The organism is Pseudomonas sp. GW821-FHT03E01 (genome assembly GCF_059420765.1).
The window spans coordinates 535,900-556,406 of sequence record NZ_JBWKUI010000002.1 but is presented as its reverse complement, the minus strand read 5'-3'; the positions used below and the strand labels follow the sequence as shown (position 1 = coordinate 556,406).

General features: G+C 59.5%; 12 protein-coding genes. 11 read left to right on the top strand and 1 reads right to left on the bottom strand.

The window, feature by feature from the left end; translation table 11 throughout:
* Positions 1–86 precede the first annotated feature (86 nt).
* From aroQ to AC07VO_RS05360, 11 genes are all read left to right on the top strand, one after another.
* Entirely contained in the window at positions 87–539 is a 453-nt protein-coding gene (aroQ, locus tag AC07VO_RS05410; protein ID WP_007937215.1) for a type II 3-dehydroquinate dehydratase, read from the top strand.
* A 48-nt stretch (positions 540–587) separates the two neighbouring features.
* Positions 588–1,052, top strand: coding sequence for an acetyl-CoA carboxylase biotin carboxyl carrier protein (gene accB / locus AC07VO_RS05405; RefSeq protein WP_018928421.1), 465 nt, complete (start codon positions 588–590; stop codon positions 1,050–1,052).
* 17 nt (positions 1,053–1,069) lie between these two features.
* Positions 1,070–2,428, top strand: coding sequence for an acetyl-CoA carboxylase biotin carboxylase subunit (gene accC, locus AC07VO_RS05400; protein WP_018928422.1), 1,359 nt, complete (start codon positions 1,070–1,072; stop codon positions 2,426–2,428).
* A gap of 325 nt (positions 2,429–2,753) precedes the next feature.
* Complete coding sequence (gene prmA, locus AC07VO_RS05395) at positions 2,754–3,632, top strand: 50S ribosomal protein L11 methyltransferase (RefSeq protein WP_018928423.1); 879 nt, start codon at positions 2,754–2,756, stop codon at positions 3,630–3,632.
* A gap of 30 nt (positions 3,633–3,662) precedes the next feature.
* Positions 3,663–4,901 (top strand): DUF3426 domain-containing protein, encoded by a 1,239-nt coding sequence (locus tag AC07VO_RS05390; protein WP_086944044.1) that lies wholly within the window; start codon positions 3,663–3,665, stop codon positions 4,899–4,901.
* Between the two features lie 185 nt (positions 4,902–5,086).
* Entirely contained in the window at positions 5,087–6,097 is a 1,011-nt protein-coding gene (gene dusB, locus AC07VO_RS05385; RefSeq protein WP_018928425.1) for a tRNA dihydrouridine synthase DusB, read from the top strand.
* Positions 6,094–6,414, top strand: coding sequence for a DNA-binding transcriptional regulator Fis (fis, locus tag AC07VO_RS05380; RefSeq protein ID WP_007907419.1), 321 nt, complete (start codon positions 6,094–6,096; stop codon positions 6,412–6,414). Before dusB ends, fis begins: the two co-directional genes overlap by 4 nt.
* 81 nt (positions 6,415–6,495) lie before the next feature.
* The gene (gene purH, locus AC07VO_RS05375; protein ID WP_018928426.1) at positions 6,496–8,103 is read left to right on the top strand and encodes a bifunctional phosphoribosylaminoimidazolecarboxamide formyltransferase/IMP cyclohydrolase; all 1,608 of its coding nucleotides are present in this window, start codon (positions 6,496–6,498) and stop codon (positions 8,101–8,103) included.
* A 189-nt stretch (positions 8,104–8,292) separates the two neighbouring features.
* Complete coding sequence (purD, locus tag AC07VO_RS05370) at positions 8,293–9,588, top strand: phosphoribosylamine--glycine ligase (protein WP_064616059.1); 1,296 nt, start codon at positions 8,293–8,295, stop codon at positions 9,586–9,588.
* A 99-nt stretch (positions 9,589–9,687) separates the two neighbouring features.
* Positions 9,688–12,462: a hybrid sensor histidine kinase/response regulator gene (locus AC07VO_RS05365; protein WP_018928427.1), complete on the top strand. Its 2,775-nt coding sequence runs from the start codon at positions 9,688–9,690 to the stop codon at positions 12,460–12,462.
* 82 nt (positions 12,463–12,544) lie between these two features.
* Positions 12,545–13,141: a MarC family protein gene (locus tag AC07VO_RS05360; protein ID WP_018928428.1), complete on the top strand. Its 597-nt coding sequence runs from the start codon at positions 12,545–12,547 to the stop codon at positions 13,139–13,141.
* A 119-nt stretch (positions 13,142–13,260) separates the two neighbouring features.
* On the opposite strand, the gene AC07VO_RS05355 is transcribed toward AC07VO_RS05360, so the two are convergent.
* Positions 13,261–20,328, bottom strand: a complete 7,068-nt coding sequence (locus tag AC07VO_RS05355; RefSeq protein WP_192350770.1) for a TcdA/TcdB pore-forming domain-containing protein — start codon at positions 20,326–20,328, stop codon at positions 13,261–13,263.
* Positions 20,329–20,507: the final 179 nt, after the last annotated feature.

Sequence of the window (20,507 nt, the reverse complement as noted above, 5' to 3'; positions counted from 1 at the left end):
ATTGCATAGAACTGGACAGTCACAAAGTCTTTGCGGCATAGTCGCCGGGTTCTGACAATTGCACACGGATCACAAAGGAGCAGCAGATGGCGACCCTATTGGTTTTGCACGGCCCTAACCTGAACCTGCTCGGCACCCGGGAACCGGGCGTCTATGGTGCAACCACCCTGGCACAAATCAACCAGGACCTGGAACAGCGGGCGCGCAATGCCGGCCACCATTTGCTTTACCTGCAAAGCAACGCCGAGTACGAATTGATTGACCGCATCCACGCTGCTCGCGGCGAAGGTGTGGACTTCATTCTGATCAATCCAGCAGCTTTTACGCATACAAGTGTCGCGTTACGTGACGCGCTGCTGGCGGTGAGCATCCCATTCATCGAAGTGCATTTGTCTAACGTGCATAAACGCGAACCTTTCCGCCATCACTCTTACTTCTCCGATGTAGCGGTGGGAGTGATCTGCGGCCTTGGCGCCAGCGGTTATCGACTGGCCCTGGAGGCCGCACTAGAGCAGCTTGAAAGACAGGCAACGGCTTGAACAACAAGCGTTAAACGCCCCTGACCGACCCTTGGGAGTTGATGATTCATGGATATCCGTAAAGTTAAGAAATTGATCGAATTGCTGGAAGAGTCCGGCATCGACGAGCTTGAGATCAAGGAAGGCGAAGAGTCCGTACGCATCAGCCGTCACAGCAAGACGCCGGCTCAGCAGTACTATGCACCGGCTCCGATGCATGCGCCGGCACCGGCTCCAGTTGCTGCCGCCGCTCCGGTTGCTGCCGCTGCGCCTGCGGCTCCAGCGGCTCCAACGCTGAACGGCAATGTTGCCCGTTCGCCGATGGTCGGCACGTTCTATCGCAAATCTTCGCCGTCCTCGCCATCCTTCGTTGAAGTTGGCCAGACCGTGAAGAAAGGCGACACCCTGTGCATCGTCGAAGCCATGAAGATGATGAACCACATCGAAGCTGAAGCCAGCGGTGTGATCGAATCCATCCTCGTCGAAGACGGCCAGCCGGTTGAGTACGACCAACCGCTGTTCACCATCGTTTGAATCGCGGAGAGCCTTTGATGACTGCGAAGTTGGAAAAAGTTCTGATCGCCAACCGCGGTGAGATCGCCCTGCGGATTCTGCGTGCCTGCAAGGAAATGGGCATCAAGACCGTCGCCGTTTACTCCAAGGCCGACAAAGAGCTGATGCACCTGGGCCTGGCAGACGAATCCGTCTGCATCGGTCCGGCCTCCGCCGCTCACTCCTACCTGCACATTCCGGCCATCATCGCCGCTGCTGAAGTGACCGGCGCTACCGCCATTCACCCAGGCTACGGCTTCCTTGCGGAAAACGCCGACTTTGCCGAACAGGTCGAGAACTCCGGTTTCGCGTTCATTGGCCCGAAAGCCGATACCATCCGCCTGATGGGCGACAAGGTATCGGCCAAGCACGCCATGATCGCCGCTGGCGTTCCAACCGTTCCGGGCTCCGACGGCCCACTGCCTGAAGACGAAGAAACCGCTCTGCGCATTGGTCGCGAAGTCGGTTATCCGGTGATCATCAAAGCCGCTGGCGGCGGCGGTGGTCGTGGCATGCGCGTGGTGCACAAAGAAGAAGACCTGATCTCCTCGGCGAAACTGACCCGCTCCGAAGCGGGCGCAGCGTTCGGCAACCCGATGGTCTATCTGGAAAAATTCCTGACCAACCCACGTCACGTGGAAGTTCAGGTGCTTTCCGACGGTCAGGGCCACGCCATCCATCTGGGCGACCGCGACTGCTCGCTGCAACGTCGTCACCAGAAGGTTCTCGAAGAAGCGCCGGCACCGGGTATCGACGAGAACGCGCGCGAGGAAGTCCTCGCCCGTTGCGTCAAGGCTTGCATCGACATCGGCTACCGTGGCGCCGGCACTTTCGAGTTCCTGTACGAGAACGGCCGCTTCTACTTCATCGAGATGAACACTCGTGTCCAGGTAGAGCACCCGGTATCGGAAATGGTCACCGGCATCGACATCGTCAAGGAGATGCTCAGCATCGCCGCCGGCAACAAGCTGTCGTTCACCCAGGATGACGTGGTCATCCGCGGTCACGCGCTGGAATGCCGGATCAACGCCGAAGACCCGAAAACGTTCATGCCGAGCCCAGGCACGGTCAAGCATTTCCACGCACCAGGCGGCAACGGCGTTCGCGTCGATTCGCACCTGTACAGTGGCTATGCCGTTCCGCCGAACTACGACTCGTTGATCGGCAAGCTGATCACCTACGGCGCAACCCGTGACGAAGCCATGGCGCGCATGCGTAATGCGCTGGACGAGATCGTTGTCGACGGGATCAAGACCAACATCCCGCTGCACCGTGATCTGACCCGTGACGAAGGCTTCTGCAAAGGGGGGGTGAACATTCACTACCTCGAGCACAAGCTGGCTGGCGAGAAGCACTAAGCTTCAGCCGGAACATGACAAGGCCGCCTTCGGGCGGCTTTGTTGTTTCTGGAGATGCCGCCCGGAAACCTTGTGGCGAGGGAGCTTGCTCCCGCTCGGTTGCGCAGCAGCCGCAAGACCATTCATCCGAGTTGTGTCAGACAGAGCCGTATCTGCCATTTTGGGACCGCTTCGCGCTCCAGCGGGAGCAAGCTCCCTCGCCACAGATACCGACGTCTCCGCTATTGGATGGCAACCCGGTCGTCTTCTGCCGCGCGCTCGCGTAAACTTGCGCGCTTCTCGCAGCCCGCTAGGCTGCAATCTATATTTTTCAAAGGTGCCCGCCATGCCTTGGCTGCAAGTCCGTCTCGCCATCAGCCCAGAACAAGCCGAAACCTACGAAGACGCTTTCCTTGAAGTGGGCGCCGTATCGGTGACCTTCATGGACGCCGAAGATCAGCCGATCTTCGAGCCGGAACTCAACACCACCCCGCTGTGGTCGCACACACACCTGCTGGCCTTGTTCGAAGGCGGCACTGACGCCGCCAGCGTGCTGGCCCACCTGGAGTTGCTGACCGGCAGCCCGCTGCCCGAGCATCACAGCGAAGTGATCGAAGACCAGGACTGGGAACGCAGCTGGATGGATGGCTTCCAGCCGATGCGCTTCGGCCAGCGCCTGTGGATTGTCCCGAGCTGGCACGCCGCCCCTGAGCCTGACGCGGTGAACCTGCTGCTGGACCCGGGCCTGGCGTTCGGCACCGGCACTCACCCGACCACCGCGCTGTGCCTGGAATGGCTCGATGGCCAGGACCTGAAAGACTGCAACGTGCTGGATTTCGGCTGCGGCTCGGGGATTCTGGCGATTGCCGCCCTGTTGCTGGGCGCCAAACAAGCCGTCGGCACCGATATCGATGTGCAAGCCCTGGAGGCCTCCCGCGACAACGCCGGACGCAACAACATTGCCGACGAGCTGTTCCCGCTCTATCTGCCGGAAGATTTGCCGCAGGTTCAAGCCGACGTACTGGTCGCCAATATCCTCGCCGGCCCGCTGGTTTCCCTGGCGCCGCAACTGTCCAGCCTGGTCAAGTCCGGCGGTCGCCTGGCACTGTCGGGTATCCTCGCCGAACAGGGCGAAGAGGTTGCCGCTGCCTATGCCCGGGACTTCGATCTGGATCCGATCGCCAATCGCGACGGCTGGGTACGCATCACTGGCCGTCGGCGCTAGAATGAGCGCCTGCATAAACCGGATTGCCGCATGACCGATAGCTTCGTCACCCAATGCCCGCATTGCCAAACCAGCTTCCGCGTCAGCCACGCTCAGTTGAGCGTGGCCCGTGGGGTGGTTCGTTGCGGCTCGTGCTTGCAGGTGTTCAACGCCGCCAGGCAGTTGCTTGAGCAACGGGCCGGCAAGGAAGCGGTAAAACCGGCTGCATCGGCGCCCGTAGAACCGCCCGTGCAGCGGGCCATCAGCCAAAAGCAATGGACCGCGGCCGAGATGGACCTGGACAGCCTGGACCTGGACGAAGAACTCGCCCGGCTCGAACAGCGGGAAATCCAGCCGACGACGGAGTTCGGTCACCCCCGCGAAGACAGCCTCAGTGCTCGTCGCGACAGCACCGAACACGACGAAGCCCCTTGGCCCGACAGTCTCTTCAGTGAGTCGGCCGCCGATCGTGCGCAAGCCGCCGACGCGCAGACGCCATCACCGATGGTCGAACCGACGATCGAGCCAAGCAAACACTCGCGCACCGAGCCTTCGCTGTCCATGGAGCCCGTGCCACTGGACGATGAGCCCGAGATACAGCAGCTGCGCCTGCACGACCCGCTCGACGCCCCGATCCCTTTTGGCAGCCTGTCGGCGAAAACCGATGACGATGAGATCGAAGATGACCTGCCCTCCGTCGAGCCCCTGCGCAAGCGACGCGAACGCAGCGAACCGGCCATGCGCGCTGAAGTGCTACAGGACCTGACCGACGATCCGTTGCAACTGGATTGGCAAAAACGCCGCTCCCCCTGGGGTCGGCGCTTTTTCTGGCTGCTGCTGATCCTGATCGGTGCCGCCGGCCTCGTTGGCCAGTACGTCGCCTACCACTTCGACGAACTGGCGCGCCAGGACCAGTATCGTCCGTGGTTCCAGCAACTGTGCCCGCACATCGGTTGCACAGTGCCGTCCAAGGTCGACATCGCGAAAGTCAAAAGCAGCAATCTGGTGGTCCGCAGCCACCCGGACTTCAACGGGGCGCTGGTGGTCGATGCCATCATTTATAACCGTGCGCCCTTCTCCCAGCCGTTCCCGCTGCTGGAGCTGCGCTTTGCCGACCTCAACGGCCACCTGATCGCCAGCCGTCGCTTCAAGCCCGGCGAGTACCTCAACGGCGATCTCGAAGGCCTGTCCGAAATGCCGCCGCAAACGCCGATCCACATCGCGCTGGACATTCTCGACCCAGGCCCCAAAGCGGTGAACTACAGCCTGAGCTTCCATTCGCCCGAGTAAAACACTCAAGCGTTGCAGGCTTGACGGCGGTTTCCTGACTTTGACCGTTCAAACCAAACCGCTGGCGATAACGAATTAGTTGTTCAGATTTTGTTCAATTCAGCCTTTATCCAGTCATCGAGAGCGGGTATCATGCCAACCCTTTTTCGAACTCTCATGATCCGGCCCCACAACAGGGAAGTCCTATGTCGGCGGTACGCATCGGTCCATATACATTGCACAACGGCTTGATCCTCGCCCCCATGGCGGGCGTCACCGACCAGCCCTTTCGTCAGCTGTGCAAACGATTGGGCGCAGGACTTGTAGTCTCGGAAATGGTCACCAGCGACATGAGCTTGTGGAACACCCGCAAATCGCGGATGCGCATGATCCACGAAGGCGATCCCGAGCCCCGCTCGGTACAGATCGCCGGCGGAGATGCGCAGATGCTGGCGGATGCGGCCCGGGCCAACGTCGAGCTGGGCGCACAGATTATTGATATCAACATGGGCTGTCCGGCGAAGAAGGTCTGCAACAAGGCCGCCGGTTCCGCACTGTTGAAAGATGAAGCATTGGTGACCGAGATCCTGCAGGCCGTGGTGGCTGCGGTCGATGTGCCGGTCACCCTGAAGATCCGCACCGGCTGGGACCGGGCGAACAAGAACGGTCTGACGGTGGCGAAGATCGCCGAACAGGCAGGCATCACGGCGTTGGCCGTACATGGCCGCACGCGCGCCGACCTGTACACCGGGGAAGCCGAGTACGACACCATTGCCGCGATCAAGCAGGCGGTGTCGATTCCGGTCTTCGCCAATGGCGATATCGATTCGCCCGAGAAAGCCCGGTACGTGCTCGACGCGACCGGTGCCGATGGCCTGTTGGTGGGCCGGGCTGCCCAGGGGCAGCCATGGATTTTTCGTGAGATCGACCATTATCTGCGTACCGGCGAAAAACTCCCGGCACCGGAACTGATCGAGGTGGAATGTATTCTGCTTGAGCATCTGGCCGCGCTGCATGCCTTCTATGGCGACGTCATGGGCGTGCGCATAGCTCGCAAGCATGTGGGCTGGTATCTCGCAACCTTGCCGGGCGCCAGGGAGTTTCGCGCCCACTTCAATCGTTTGGAAGATACGGAAGCACAATGCGCCTACGTTCGAGGCTTCTTCGCCGAACGTTACAAGAGCCTGACAGGGGACGGAGAAGGGGTGGCCGCATGACGATGATGACCGAGACTTTAGTGAGTGGAACAACACCCGTGAGCGACAACGTGAATTTGAAACAGCACCTCAATACCCCGAGCGAAGAAGGTCAGACCCTTCGCGGGAGTGTCGAGAAGGCGCTGCACAATTATTTCGCCCACCTTGAGGGCGCTGCCGTCACGGATGTGTACAACCTGGTGCTCTCCGAAGTCGAGGCCCCCCTGCTCGAATGCGTGATGAACTACGTCAAGGGCAACCAGACCAAGGCCAGTGAGCTGCTCGGACTGAACCGGGGCACCCTGCGCAAGAAACTCAAGCAGTACGATTTGCTGTAAGCATTCAATCAAACCAGAAAGGCGCCCACGTAAAACCGGTCGCCTTTTTTGCTGACTCCTTTGCTTTTGATGGAAATTGAGATGACCGACCAGACTACCCGCCTGCCGATCCGCCGCGCCTTGATCAGCGTTTCCGACAAGACCGGGATCCTTGAATTCGCCAAAGAGCTCGAAGCCCTGGGCGTAGAGATCCTCTCCACCGGCGGGACGTTCAAGCTGCTGCGCGACAATGGTGTTGCCGCAGTGGAAGTCGCGGATTACACCGGTTTCGCAGAAATGATGGACGGCCGGGTGAAAACCCTGCACCCGAAAATCCACGGCGGGATCCTTGGTCGTCGCGGTATCGACGACGCCATCATGAGCGAGCACGGCATCAAGCCGATCGATCTGGTAGCGGTCAACCTGTACCCGTTCGAAGCCACCATCAACAAGCCAGGCTGCGACCTGCCGACTGCCATCGAGAACATCGACATCGGCGGCCCGACCATGGTCCGTTCGGCGGCAAAAAACCACAAAGACGTGGCCATCGTGGTGAATGCCAGCGATTACGCCAACGTTCTGGAAAGCCTCAAGGCCGGCGGCCTGACCTACGCTCAGCGTTTCGACCTGATGCTCAAGGCCTTCGAACACACCGCCGCCTACGACGGCATGATCGCCAACTACATGGGCACCGTGAACCAGGCGGCTGAAACCCTCTCGACCTCCGGCCGCAGCGAATTCCCGCGCACCTTCAACAGCCAGTTCATCAAGGCTCAGGAAATGCGCTACGGCGAGAACCCGCACCAGAGCGCGGCGTTCTACGTTGAAGCCAAGCCTGCCGAAGTCGGCATCGCCACCGCGACCCAACTGCAAGGCAAAGAGCTGTCGTACAACAACGTGGCCGACACCGACGCCGCGCTGGAATGCGTGAAGAGCTTCGTCAAGCCGGCCTGCGTGATCGTCAAGCACGCCAACCCGTGCGGCGTGGCCGTGAGCCCGGACGCCGAAGGCGGCATCCGTCAAGCCTACGAGCTGGCCTACGCCACCGACACCGAGTCGGCGTTCGGCGGCATCATCGCGTTCAACCGCGAGCTGGATGCTGAAACCGCCAAGGCCATCGTCGAGCGTCAGTTCGTCGAAGTGATCATCGCCCCATCCGTCAGCGCAGAAGCCCGCGCCATCGTGGCCGCCAAAGCCAACGTACGCCTGCTGGCCTGCGGCGAGTGGTCGGCTGACCGCGTTCCAGCCTGGGACTACAAACGCGTCAACGGCGGTTTGCTGGTACAGAGCCGCGACATCGGTATGATCGGCAGCGAAGATCTGAAAGTGGTGACCAAGCGCGCGCCAACCGAGCAGGAAATCAACGACCTGATCTTCGCCTGGAAAGTCGCCAAGTACGTCAAGTCCAACGCCATCGTCTACGCCAAGAACCGTCAGACCATCGGTGTCGGCGCCGGCCAGATGAGCCGCGTGAACTCCGCGCGTATCGCCGCGATCAAGGCTGAACATGCCGGCTTGCAAGTGCAGGGCGCGGTCATGGCGTCGGATGCGTTCTTCCCGTTCCGCGACGGCATCGACAACGCAGCCAAGGTCGGTATCACTGCGGTGATCCAGCCAGGTGGCTCGATGCGTGATAACGAAGTGATTGCGGCAGCTGATGAAGCCGGCATCGCCATGGTCTTCACCGGCATGCGCCACTTCCGTCACTAATAAGACAACGGCCGCACTGAACCCGGTACCTGCTGCGTTGGAGCCGACCTCGATGATGCTCATTGCCAAAAGGCAACTCCGCTCATCGAGGTCGACTCCGCCTTGCATCTACCGGCTTCATTGCGACCTCCTACGGCGTGAAGCGCTTTAGGTTCCAAAACAGAATTAGCGTCATCCGAGGTTTTTGAAATGAATGTTTTGATCATTGGCAGCGGTGGCCGTGAACACGCCCTGGCCTGGAAAGTGGCTCAGGATCCGCGCGTGCAAAAAGTGTTCGTTGCCCCGGGCAACGCAGGCACCGCCATTGAAGCCAAGTGCGAGAACGTCGCCATCGACGTGCTGGCCCTCGAGCAGCTTGCAGATTTCGCGGAGAAAAACGTTTCCCTGACCATCGTCGGCCCGGAAGTGCCGCTGGTTGCAGGCGTTGTCGACCTGTTCCGCTCCCGTGGCCTGGATTGCTTCGGCCCGACCGCAGGTGCCGCGCAACTGGAAGGCTCGAAAGCCTTTACCAAGGATTTCCTGGCGCGTCACAAGATCCCGACCGCCGACTACCAGAACTTCACCGAGATCGAGCCGGCCCTGGCTTATCTGCGTGAAAAAGGCGCACCGATCGTGATCAAGGCCGATGGCCTGGCCGCCGGCAAAGGCGTGATCGTGGCCATGACATTGGCTGAAGCTGAAGACGCGGTGCGCGACATGCTCGCTGGCAACGCGTTTGGCGATGCCGGCTCCCGCGTGGTCATCGAGGAGTTCCTGGACGGCGAAGAAGCCAGCTTCATCGTCATGGTCGACGGCAAGAACGTGCTGCCGATGGCCACCAGCCAGGACCACAAACGCGTCGGCGACGGCGACACCGGTCCGAACACCGGCGGCATGGGCGCCTACTCCCCGGCACCGGTCGTCACCGCCGAAGTCCATCAGCGGGTCATGGACCTGGTGATCTGGCCAACCGTGCGCGGCATGGCCGAGGAAGGCAATGTTTACACCGGTTTCCTCTATGCCGGCTTGATGATCGACAAGGCTGGTAACCCAAAAGTTATCGAGTTCAACTGCCGTTTCGGCGATCCTGAGACCCAACCGGTGATGCTGCGTTTGCAGTCGAGCCTGGTGTTGCTGGTCGAAGCGGCCCTGGCGCAAGCGCTGGACAAGGTCGAAGCACAGTGGGATCCACGTCCGAGCGTCGGTATCGTATTGGCCGCTGGCGGTTACCCGGGTGACTACGCCAAAGGCGTTGCCATCAACGGTCTGGATGCAGCCGCGGCACTGGAAGGCAAAGTCTTCCACGCTGGCACTGCACTCAAGGACGGTCAGGTGGTGACGGCCGGTGGTCGGGTACTGTGCGCAACCGCCATGGGCACCAGCGTCGACACAGCCCAGCAGCAGGCTTACAAACTGGCGGCTAAAATCGACTGGGAAGGCTGCTTCTATCGTAAGGACATTGGCTACCGTGCCATTGCCCGCGAGCGTGGCGAAAATCAGGAATAAGCCATCCATTCGGCCAGGCAAGGGCTTGCAGCCCTTGCCGGACTATTCCGGCGCCGCGCATAGTTATATTCTGGCATCAACCTACGAAGGGATTTCGCCGTGCGCTGGCTCAGGATTGCCATAGGCTTCACCGTCACTCTGCTGACCTTGCTCTGCATGCTCCCGGCCCAGGCCTCGCAAGGCAGTGGCTGGGCGGTATTGCTCGACGAACAGGGCGATCTGCAGCTGAGCGACATCCGCTCCGGCCGCTACACCAATCAATTCAGCCCCGTTGAACTCGACCGCCTCACCGCAGCCGGGCCTGACGGTGCGCTGTGGCTGCGTTTCAGGCTGGCACCCGGCAAACACGAACAGTTGCTGAGGGTGTTCGCTCCCGACCTGTCGCACCTCAATCTGTATGTGCTCGATGGCGACCAGCTGATCGATCAATTGAATACCGGCACCGGGCAGCCTCAGGCTGAGCGCCCCCTGCCCGGCAACGACTTCATGTTGCCGCTGCCGCAAAGCGACAAAACCCTCGACGTCTATATGCGACTGGTCTCCGAACACCAGTTTCGGCCTTACATCACCCTGCAATCGGCGGTCATGAGCGCAGCCACTCAGAACCAGACGTTGATCTACGGTCTGCTCTTTGGCTGTCTCGGGATGCTGATCCTGCATAACCTGACCCGCTACACCTACACCCGCTCGCGCAGCAGCCTCTGGCTGGCAGCGTGCGAAGGGTTGTTGCTGCTCAGCCTGGTGCTGCTGCTGAACCTGGCCCGCCCATGGTTGCCGAACTGGTCCGTCGTACAAACACCCGGTGCCTATCTTGCCTTGCTGCTGACCGCACCTTGCGGCCTGATGTTCGCCTACCGTTTTTTCGCCCCGCTCGGCCCGCACCCGCTGAACAAGCTGCTGCTGGGGGACATCCTGTTCATCGTGGCCTGCGGCCTGCTGCTGTTGTTCGTCAACACCCTGCCGCTGAACCTGATCACGTACGCACTGGTTGCCCTGGCCGGCCTGAGCATGTTGTTCGTCAGCGCCCATCACTGGCAAAAAGGTTATCGCCCGGCTCGCCTGTTCGTGGCGGCCATGGTGGTATTCAACCTTGGCACGTTGATTATCCTGCCGGCGCTGCAGGGGCTGACCCTTGTCGCCCCGCAAGGCCTGATCATCACCCTGCTGGTGTTTATCTGTATCAGTGGCCTGTTGATGAGTGTGGCCCTGGGCGAGCGACAGCGTAGCATCACCGAAGACCGTTTCAGCGTCAGTCGCGACCTGGCTGCCAGCAATGCCGAAATAAACGCCAAAGCTGAATTCCTGGCGAAAATCAGCCACGAAATCCGCACCCCGATGAATGGTGTGCTGGGCATGACCGAACTGCTGCTGGGCACACCGCTGTCGGTCAAGCAGCGCGACTATGTGCAAACCATCCATAGCGCCGGCAACGAACTGCTGACACTGATCAACGAAATTCTCGACATCTCCAAGCTCGAGTCCGGACAGATCGAGCTGGACGATGTGCAGTTCGACCTCAATGCCCTGATCGAAGACTGCCTGAGCATCTTCCGCGCCAAGGCCGAACAACAGAACATCGAGCTGATCAGCTTTATCCAGCCACAGGTACCGCGCGTCATCAGCGGCGATCCGACGCGCCTGCGCCAGACCCTGCTGAGCCTGCTGGAAAACGCCCTGAAGAAAACCGACGAAGGCGAGATTCTGATCGTTGTCGCCCTGGATGAACGCAGCGCCAAACCGCGGCTGCGCATCGCCGTGCAGGACAGCGGCCAGCCGATGGAGGCTGAAGAACGCGACGCACTGATGCACGCCGAGCTGCACAGCAAGCATTTCCTCTCGGCCACCAGCCTGGGGGGCAATCTGGGGCTGGTGATTGCCCGTCAGCTGATCCGTTTGATGCAGGGCGAATTCGGCATCAAGAGCGGCGCCAACCAAGGCAGCACATTGTGGCTGACCCTGCCACTGGACCCGGACCGTCTCGAGCATCCGACCTCGGACCTGGACAGTCCGTTGCAAGGCGCACGCGTACTGGTCGTGGACGACAACGACACCTGTCGCAAGGTGCTGGTGCAGCAGTGCAGCGCCTGGGGCCTGAACGTCAGCGCCGTACCGTCCGGCAAGGAGGCCCTGGCGCTGCTGCGCACCAAGGCCCACCTGCGCGATTATTTCGACGTGGTCCTGCTGGACCAGAACATGCCCGGTATGACCGGCATGCAACTGGCCGCCAAGATCAAGGAAGACCCGAGCCTGAACCACGACATTCTGCTGATCATGCTCACCGGCATCAGCAACGCGCCGAGCAAGATCATCGCGCGCAACTCCGGGATCAAGCGCATCCTCGCCAAGCCAGTGGCCGGCTACACCCTCAAGACCACCCTGGCGGACGAACTGAACCAGCGCAACAACGGCCCGGCTACCTCGCAGCACCTGCCCACCGGCCCCACCCTTCCGGTCAAGGTGCCCAGCGACTTCCGCATCCTGGTGGCCGAAGACAACAGCATCTCGACCAAGGTCATCCGCGGCATGCTGGGCAAGCTCAACCTGCAACCGGATACCGCCAGCAATGGCGAAGAAGCCTTGGTGGCAATGAAGGCCCAGCGTTACGACCTGGTGCTGATGGACTGCGAAATGCCAATCCTTGACGGCTTCTCCGCCACCCAGCAATTGCGTGCCTGGGAAGTCGGCAACCAGCGGATTCGCACCCCCGTGGTGGCGTTGACCGCGCACATCCTCGCCGAGCACAAAGAGCGCGCGCGTCAGGCCGGCATGGACGGGCACATGGCCAAACCGGTCGAGCTGTCGCAGTTGCGCGACCTGATCGAGCATTGGGTTGCCCAGCGCGATCATCAGAATCGTACGGCTTCGACGTTCTGAGCAATCTCCCGTCGCGCGCCGACAACTTTCTAAACCGGCTGATAGACTCCGCTCCAACAATCTCCTGCCGCGAGCCGACATTATGCTCCACGTGTTATTCAGCGTTTATCTGAAGATGCTGGTGCTCTACAGCCCGTTCTTCGTGTTGTCCTGTTTCATCAGTCTGAGCCGCGGTTATTCGCGCAAGGAACAACGTCGCCTGGCCTGGAAAGTGGCAATTGCCACACTGGTTTCCAGCGTCTTGCTGTACCTGTTCGGGAGGGTGATATTTGACGTGTTCGGCATTACCGTGGATGCATTTCGCATCGGCGCCGGCAGCGTGCTATTCATCTCGGCGCTGGGCATGGCCCAGGGTAAGTCGGTGGTGCAAACCGACAACGTGCAGCAAGACGTGACCATCGTCCCGCTGACCATCCCCCTGACCGTCGGCCCGGGCACCATCGGTGCGCTGTTGGTGATGGGTGTCAGCCAACCGCACTGGGACGACAAACTCACCGCGATCCTCAGCATTGCCCTGGCCAGTTTCACGGTGGGGGTGGTGCTTTACTTGTCGAACCGTATCGAGCGGATTCTTGGCGATCAGGGCCTGCAAATCGTCAGTCGCTTGATGGGACTTTTTGTCTGTGCGCTGGCAGCACAGATCATCTTTACCGGCGTAAAAGGCTATCTGGTGCCCTGATAGGCGAACAACTCCGTCATCCCGTGAACGTGGTGATCGCCACACCGACCCCATCATGTCAAAGGCCGCGAACGGAATCGTTCGCGGCCTTTTTTCATGAACTCGGCGCCAGTCGCTGCTTATCCTGCGACTGCCGGCTCCGCCAACAACTCCTGCAGCGTTGCACTGCCGTTTTTTTCTTTCCTGTCGCGCAACCGCGCCACGAACATCGATACCGGATGGGATTGCAGCTTTTCAAACGCGAGGAACACATCACCGCGCAATGCCGGGTCGACGGAACACACATCACGGAAGATCAGACTGTGCTCACTGTCCGGGTCAACGATGACCAGATGTTCCTGAACAATCTCGAACAGCAATCTTTGCGGATCATCGAAGGCCCAGATCAATTTGCCTGGAATGGCCGGCACTTCACCCAGTGCGTGCCGGCAGTCGACGATGACTGAGTCGAGCCTCAGCCAGACAGCCTTCGTCAGGTGATAAGTCACGGCACCCTGCCCCAATCGCAGAATCAACGTATTGACGTCATCGGGAATCAGCGGCAGGAGATCACCCAGGGTCTTTTCTCCTTCGACAACCAGCACTTCGGCGTTGCGCTGGACATAATCGAACGGCCCGATGCTTCGCCTGTCCGGATACACACGCACCCGTCCTTCCCGGGCCTCATGCAGCAACACATTGACCTGGCCTTGAGTGCCCAGCAGCGAATAATCTACGGGCAGGTCCTTACCGGTAATCCGGATCAGCCGGGCGCTTTGGACGGCATACCACTGCAAGCTGCCGGGTTCGGACTCCACAGATACAAATTCGGCATGTTCCGTCGTTTCCAGTAACGCCTGGAGACTTTCGATCAAGTGTTCGCCATGGGCGCTCACCCAGTCGTGGCTGACGCCAGTGATGATCTCCACCTCTTGATGGCGGAGTTCGAGCAGTACGCCTTCAACGGTTGTCCCACGCAAGCCGGCGCCCTCGATGGTCACGTCGGCAAAACGCCAATCCGCCCACTCTGGTTGATGAGCCGGCAACCTGTCGCCCAGTAACAATCGCGAGCCCGTGCCGAATGCCTGATCAAGTTGCCGCGGATCGATGAACGTCTGATTCCAGATTTCACCGCTGGACAGATCGAACAGCCAGACCGCCTGATTGTCCGGGGTAACGCCAAGCAGGCGAATTTCCTTGTCGAGTCCCGGATCGCACAGCACCAGGCGGTTACTCACATACCAGGCACCCACGTTGCCGTTATCGGCGAAATTGCGCAGGCCGACAATGGCAATATTTTTGCCCGGGTAACGCTCGGCAATCGGCTCCAGCGCCTGCCACCACTGGGCGCGGCCGTTGAGCCACTGCTCGCTCAGGCCGCCCAGCTGCACCTCGCCTTGCGCGGTCAGGTTGAAAAACAGCCCCTCCTCATCGAGTGCCACATAGCCGCTCTCGACGGCCACGACCTGCTTGAGCCCGGCGGGCTGCACCCATTGGTGGGCCCATTGTCCCTTGTCCTCTGTCACGGTCCGTTGCAGTCGGCAAAGGGTCTGGGCGAGCCGGTCGTAAATGAAGAATATGTCGCTGTCGTCGGCCATCGGCAACAGCATCAGATCGTTCAGGTGCTTGATCGAATCGGCCCAGCCACGCGTGTGTTGAGGTCGGGGCAGCGGATGAATGAGCAACTGATCGCGACTGCGAACCCACGCCATGTCTCGCCGATCCGGGTCAAACTTCCAACAGATCGAAACGTAAGGCGCCGGCTGCCAGTCGACCGTTGTGAAGCCGTCCCGCTGAGGAACAGGATTGAAAGACACATACTTGCCGAACACCGATGACCAGTCGGCCAGCGTTTCGCTGGCAAACACCAACGCCTGCAGTTCCCGCGCCATATCGTGAGTCACGGAACTCAACAGCAATCGACCTTCATGAATCAGGTAACGGTACTGCCTGGCGGCCTGATTGCCCGTGACGTACTCCTGCACGACATGAATCACACCATGAGCATCCGCTTCGATACTGCGAATGGTGCCTTTGCTGTCCTCTAGCAGTAAGCGATAGCGATTCTTGAGCAAGCCTGTGGCGGCATCGACTTGCCAGATCTGGTGGCCCTCCGGTTGGTAGAAATAAGCAGAACCCTCGACCACCATCGACAGCCGCGCCTCGTCGGCCTCAAGGACGGTCTCGTTGCGGATATACAGGAAACGATCTTCAGCGCAGTCATACCAGGCATTGGTGTAACGGGGCTCGTCCGGCGCCTCGTACGGAATCAGGTAACGATGGATCTGCGTGTACGGCAATACCAGTCGATGCTCCTGCGCGAGGCCTTTGTAGTGCGCCAGCAATGCCTGTTCATCGAGTCCTTCAGGCGCTGTCTGCTGGAGAATGTCCAATTGGCGTTTGCCAGGGTCAACGCTGAACAACTGTTTATCCACCACCTGGATCAGCACCTCATGACGACCTTTGCCGGCAATTTTCACATGGACAGTACCGATGTACAGTTCGCCGTAAGGCTCGATGCGGATATCACTTTCACTCGCCCAGCTTGCCTGCAACACCCAGTGGCATTGCTTCAGGCTGGGAGAGACAAGACGGATACTTGCACCGGGATTGAGCATCAATGAACAGCTCCCCCCAGCGCCTGTCAGCTCATACGACAGCTTGCCGTGCCAGGCATCCGGCAAAACGGGGACCACCAGTGAACGATCCACCGCATCCAGTTGCACCTCGATGACTGTTTCGCGATACACCGGATTCAGGCGATGAAGGATGTAATGCGACGGAAAGGAATAGAACGTAAACAGAAATAGCCGCTGACCATCCGCTTGCTTTTTTTCAAGGCGCCGGGCCGTGTCAAAACCAGGGTCGTGAAATGCGGAGGCGAACGGCAGCGCCTTGTACTCATAGCCGTAAAAGGTTTGCGGTGTGCATGGCAGCACAATGGCTTGCCCTGTGGGCGGTGCAAATTCTTTTTGACCGGGCAGGTTCAATTCCTGGCGGATATTGATCGCCCGCGTGTAATCAACATCGAAACCCGGCACTCCAAAGTGGTCGTGCAGTGGAAACAGCTTCGGGCTGTCGAGCAGCAACTTGCCAGCACCCAGATCTATGCGCTGGACGATCAGCGAAGGCCGCACGACCCAGGCGCCAACGGTGTGATCGAACCGGTAGCCATGCGAGCGATAACCCCGATCCATGTCGTCGAAGAACTTGCCGACCTCCTCGGCGTCTCGCAAGATGCTGGCAAACCCTTGGGCCAGTGCAGCAACACCAATGGCCAGGCCACCAAGAATCACCCCGGCGCCACCGAGCACCGCAGCGGCGGTCGATGCGCCGGCCAGTCCTGCACCGATACCGCCTGCCGTGAGCGCCAGGCTGGCGGTATCGAATGTCAATTGAGTACCGAACTGGGCCTTCTCGACTTCGTTTTGCGCCGTCGACAGCTGATAAATATCAAAGCCGACGTTGGCCAGCCCCAATACGGCGCCGACACCTTCACCGGCTGCATGCCCCAAAGCTTCGCCGACGACCGGAGCGCAAGTACGAGCGATGATTTTCTCTTCTCTCAACGCGGTGCGAACCAACTGCACCAGGCCAACCACATCCACGACGGTGCCATGCACCAACTGGGCATAGTTGACGTAAGCGTGCAGGCGCACGGCGGTGGTCAATGTCCGGCCCTCCCCTTCCCGGCCACGCAACGCGTTCATCAACGCCTGAATGGCGAACCCTGCGTTGAGGGTGTGAACACTGCCGATCTCTGTCGGATCCACGACACCGCCCGTCCCGGCCGGTTTACGCGCCAGGGTCGAAAACTGTTCCGACAGCCAATTCTTGATCCGCAACAGACGGTGATCGCCGCTGATCACCTGAACCTCGTGTTCCGGGTCTGACGGATTGATCAGACTCACCCGATATTTACCCTCGGGCGTAATTTCCAGCGTTTCGAACAACGGCACCAGCGGCGTTACCGACGCATGCAACTCCTGCAAACCGACGCTGGCGTGTGCGATCTGCTGTCCCCACCAGTGGCTATCGAGCTCCAGCAAACTGCTGCCCAGATGCCAATTGTTGACCAGCGATTGCCCACGGGCACTGTTCAGGCGCTGGCGAATCGGACGCAGCGGTGCTCCCGGCAACGGTTCGGACTTCAGTAGCTGCTCCACGGCAAATCCGGCAGACAGCTTCAAGTCAGACACCTTTCCCCCATGCAGGTCAATCAGGTCAAACTCCGGCCGGGCTTGCGAACCATAGGCCGCGTAATGCCGTGCCATGCCCTGCTTCAGAAAAAAGTATTCCAGCGCCCGCTTGAACATGGCCGGTTGCTCGAACTCGAACAACGCGAAGTTGGGGTCGTAAAAATGATAAGTGGTGTGATCGCCCTCTACGGTCTTGGCCACCAGCATCGAATGATTGTCGGAGTTAAGCATCAGTGCGCGGCTGCCTTCATGTTGCTCGAGAGCGGCAGTGACCTGATCCAGGTCCGCGCGGTCAAGCGGTGCCCCTACATCGTTCAATTGCACATCCCGTAGCTCTTCCAGCGCTTGAAGGAAGGTTGCCGAATCAGCTTGCTCGGGATCGATGGCGGACAGATAGAAACGTTCACGCAACTGCCGGGAGGCCATGTCGTCCTGCATCAGTGCCGCGCTCATCACCAGGGTCAACGGGTAGCACCGACCACCAACCGCCTCGCCACCGCTGCGCAGCAGCAGATCCTGGGGAACCAGTTTGATGCTGCTGGCTTCGATCTCGTCGAGTATCTGCCCCACCTTCTCGACGATCTGCATGCGATGTTCAAGGGTCGCCACTTGCTGGATTTGCGCCATATGGCGCCCCCACTGGCCCGCCGTCCGCGCCAGTGTCAATGCAGCCTTTTTCAGTTCAAGTGCGCTGCCGGCCGCCCTCGGCGCCGGTTCTGAATCACTGTTCAGACTGGCGATGAATCCCGGTGCCTCGCGCTTGTACAGTTGCCGCTCAATGACGGCGTAACGGCCTGAAGCACCCTGCCCGACCATGCTGTTGGCCAGATTGTCCAGCTCACCGGTGAACTCCACAAAGCGTTGGTTATGCAGTGAGTCCATCCCCAACAACACCCCCAGCGACAGCCTCTGCAAGGGGGTCGTCTCGACGAAGTGACGGGTGCCATTGGCGATGTCGCTCAGCACTTCATCGACACCCGGGTTGTGGCTTTTCCCATCGTTCAGGAAAGCAGGGGCTTGCGATTCGAGGGGCTGATTACGAATGGCCTGGCGATCATCAAAACTCAGCGGCAGTGGATCTTCGAAGCGGATAGCGCCAGTGTGTCCCCGACTCATCGCCGCCATGAACGGCTCGCCCAGCCCTTCGACCAAACGCTCCAGCACGTGGGTCAGCAGCACCGGCCGCTCTTCGATCACCGGCCAGCCCTGCTCGAACTCAATCGTCGGGCCTTTGAGCAATTGCGCGATATCGCCGCTGTAACGGGTCTTGTATTGGCCTTCCTGCCAGCGTTTCTGCTCATTACTGACCCATTTATCAGGGTCGGTTTCATTGTCCTTCCAGGAATGGTCCAGTTCTTCTTCGGTGGCGCGGTTGACCGACGTGTAGCGCGCAATGGCGGCCTCCTTGCGCACGGCCTCAGCCACCGAGGGGGTAAAGTGGGCTCTTGCGTAATCGGCCATGCCATCACGCACGGCTCCAGGGCCGGTCAGGTAGATAGTCCCTTCGCTCTGAAGCCGAATGCCGTCGCGAAAGTAGGTCGCAATGGCATCGATCAGAAACCCTGCAAATATTTCCTCTTCCATCGACAGCTCAATCAGCGGCCCATACGTTCCTTCCACCACTTCCTGCACCAGCGGTGCCATGGCATCAACATCGCTCAAAGCAACGCCTCGTCGGGCGGCCAACCGGTTCGAAGCCTCAATCACCTCATAGTTGAACCGGAAACGCTCGAGCACGGTTTGCAGAATCGTCGAGCGGGGATGCGCCATCAGAAATGCATTCGTTATCGAACTGCCTTCCGACGCCGCTCGCAGCATAAAGGGTCGGGCCAACCGATCTGCCGGTGGCTGAAATACCTCACTCAGGCCCGGCCGGCTTTTTACAAAAGCCTCCAGTGCCGGCAAATGCTCAGGGGGAATCGTCTCGATGTAACTGGAGGATGCCCGACGCCCAGGCATCCATTCAGGATTGTCATTGAGCAATAACTGCAAAATCCCCAAATGCGCATCGGAACCCAAACCGTGGATATCGACTCCGCCCAGCGTTCTCGATAACGGCGGCAGGTTATCCACATCGGCATAGATGCCACCTTCGCCAAACAGAACTTCAACACGCACCACATCGGACGCCGCCGCCAGATTGCCGCGTAATCGCATTTCCTGTTCGTAGATGCCCTGTAATTGCAACGGCACCTCGGCCGCATCAAGATCGCGCAATTGGAAACCGTTCATGTCCTGCACACTGCGGTGATTGCTTTCCTTCAACGCTTGCAGCTTCGCCGCATCCTGGCCGTAGGCCCGAGTCAGCAAATCCATCCGAGCCTCATCGGCTGATTCACCGTTTGCCACTGCCGCATTGATGTGTGCGTACATCTGTTGCTTCAGAACAATAGCGCGCTCCTCGTACAGGGTTGCCAGTTCATCTTCGGAGATACTTTTGTCTGCAACCTGCATCAGGGCATGCGCCTTGGCGGCGTCAACAATCAGTTTGTTGGTTTGATAAGCCAGCAGCGCATCGCTGTCATACCAGAGATTGAGGGTGTAGCCATGCTCGGCCAACACTTGTTTCCATAGGTTGAGGTAATCGCGCTGAATGGCGCCGAGACCGCCACCGAGCCAGACAAAATGCAACACCTTGGGAACTTCCGTCGCCACTGTGTTCATCTGCTCCACACTGAACCGAAGACGCGACTCATACCGTTCGACTTCGTCATGTATCTGCGATAGTTGCATCGCGGTGTCGTCAGCATTGCCCGGCGTCTGCGAATCAAGATTGCGTTTGACTCGTTTGTTGCCCAGCAACAGTGTCAGCGTGTGTTTGAATAACCCTAACGGTTCGAGCAGTCTTGGCGATTCCAGCAACCCCACACAGGCAAAGTAATAACGCAATAGTTCCTCGTAGTGTGGACTGTCTTTATGCGACGACAATCCGCGTTCAAGATCCGCCAGTTTGAAAAGACTGACAAAATCAACATAACCATCCTTGTTTCGGCGCTCAATATCGTGCATGCGTATCCCGTTTACTGTTTCGGTTTAATTATCAACGAATAGGCCAGCCAATAAGCACAGACACTCAAACAACAGGGCATCTAAAGTCTTGGCCTGGAAGTTGAAAACTACGCCTTGAAACAGGCAAGCTCAAACAGGAAGAAATTCAATTAATTTCAATAAAGCAGAAACAAAAAAAC

Excerpts from the sequence above, each read along its gene's own strand:
- aroQ (WP_007937215.1), top strand. The coding sequence starts at position 87 with ATGGCGACCCTATTGGTTTTGCACGGCCCTAACCTGAACCTGCTCGGC.
- purH (WP_018928426.1), top strand. The coding sequence starts at position 6,496 with ATGACCGACCAGACTACCCGCCTGCCGATCCGCCGCGCCTTGATCAGC.
- fis (WP_007907419.1), top strand. The coding sequence starts at position 6,094 with ATGACGATGATGACCGAGACTTTAGTGAGTGGAACAACACCCGTGAGC.
- AC07VO_RS05355 (WP_192350770.1), bottom strand. The coding sequence starts at position 20,328 with ATGCACGATATTGAGCGCCGAAACAAGGATGGTTATGTTGATTTTGTC.
- purD (WP_064616059.1), top strand. The coding sequence starts at position 8,293 with ATGAATGTTTTGATCATTGGCAGCGGTGGCCGTGAACACGCCCTGGCC.
- AC07VO_RS05390 (WP_086944044.1), top strand. The coding sequence starts at position 3,663 with ATGACCGATAGCTTCGTCACCCAATGCCCGCATTGCCAAACCAGCTTC.
- accB (WP_018928421.1), top strand. The coding sequence starts at position 588 with ATGGATATCCGTAAAGTTAAGAAATTGATCGAATTGCTGGAAGAGTCC.
- AC07VO_RS05360 (WP_018928428.1), top strand. The coding sequence starts at position 12,545 with ATGCTCCACGTGTTATTCAGCGTTTATCTGAAGATGCTGGTGCTCTAC.
- prmA (WP_018928423.1), top strand. The coding sequence starts at position 2,754 with ATGCCTTGGCTGCAAGTCCGTCTCGCCATCAGCCCAGAACAAGCCGAA.
- accC (WP_018928422.1), top strand. The coding sequence starts at position 1,070 with ATGACTGCGAAGTTGGAAAAAGTTCTGATCGCCAACCGCGGTGAGATC.
- dusB (WP_018928425.1), top strand. The coding sequence starts at position 5,087 with ATGTCGGCGGTACGCATCGGTCCATATACATTGCACAACGGCTTGATC.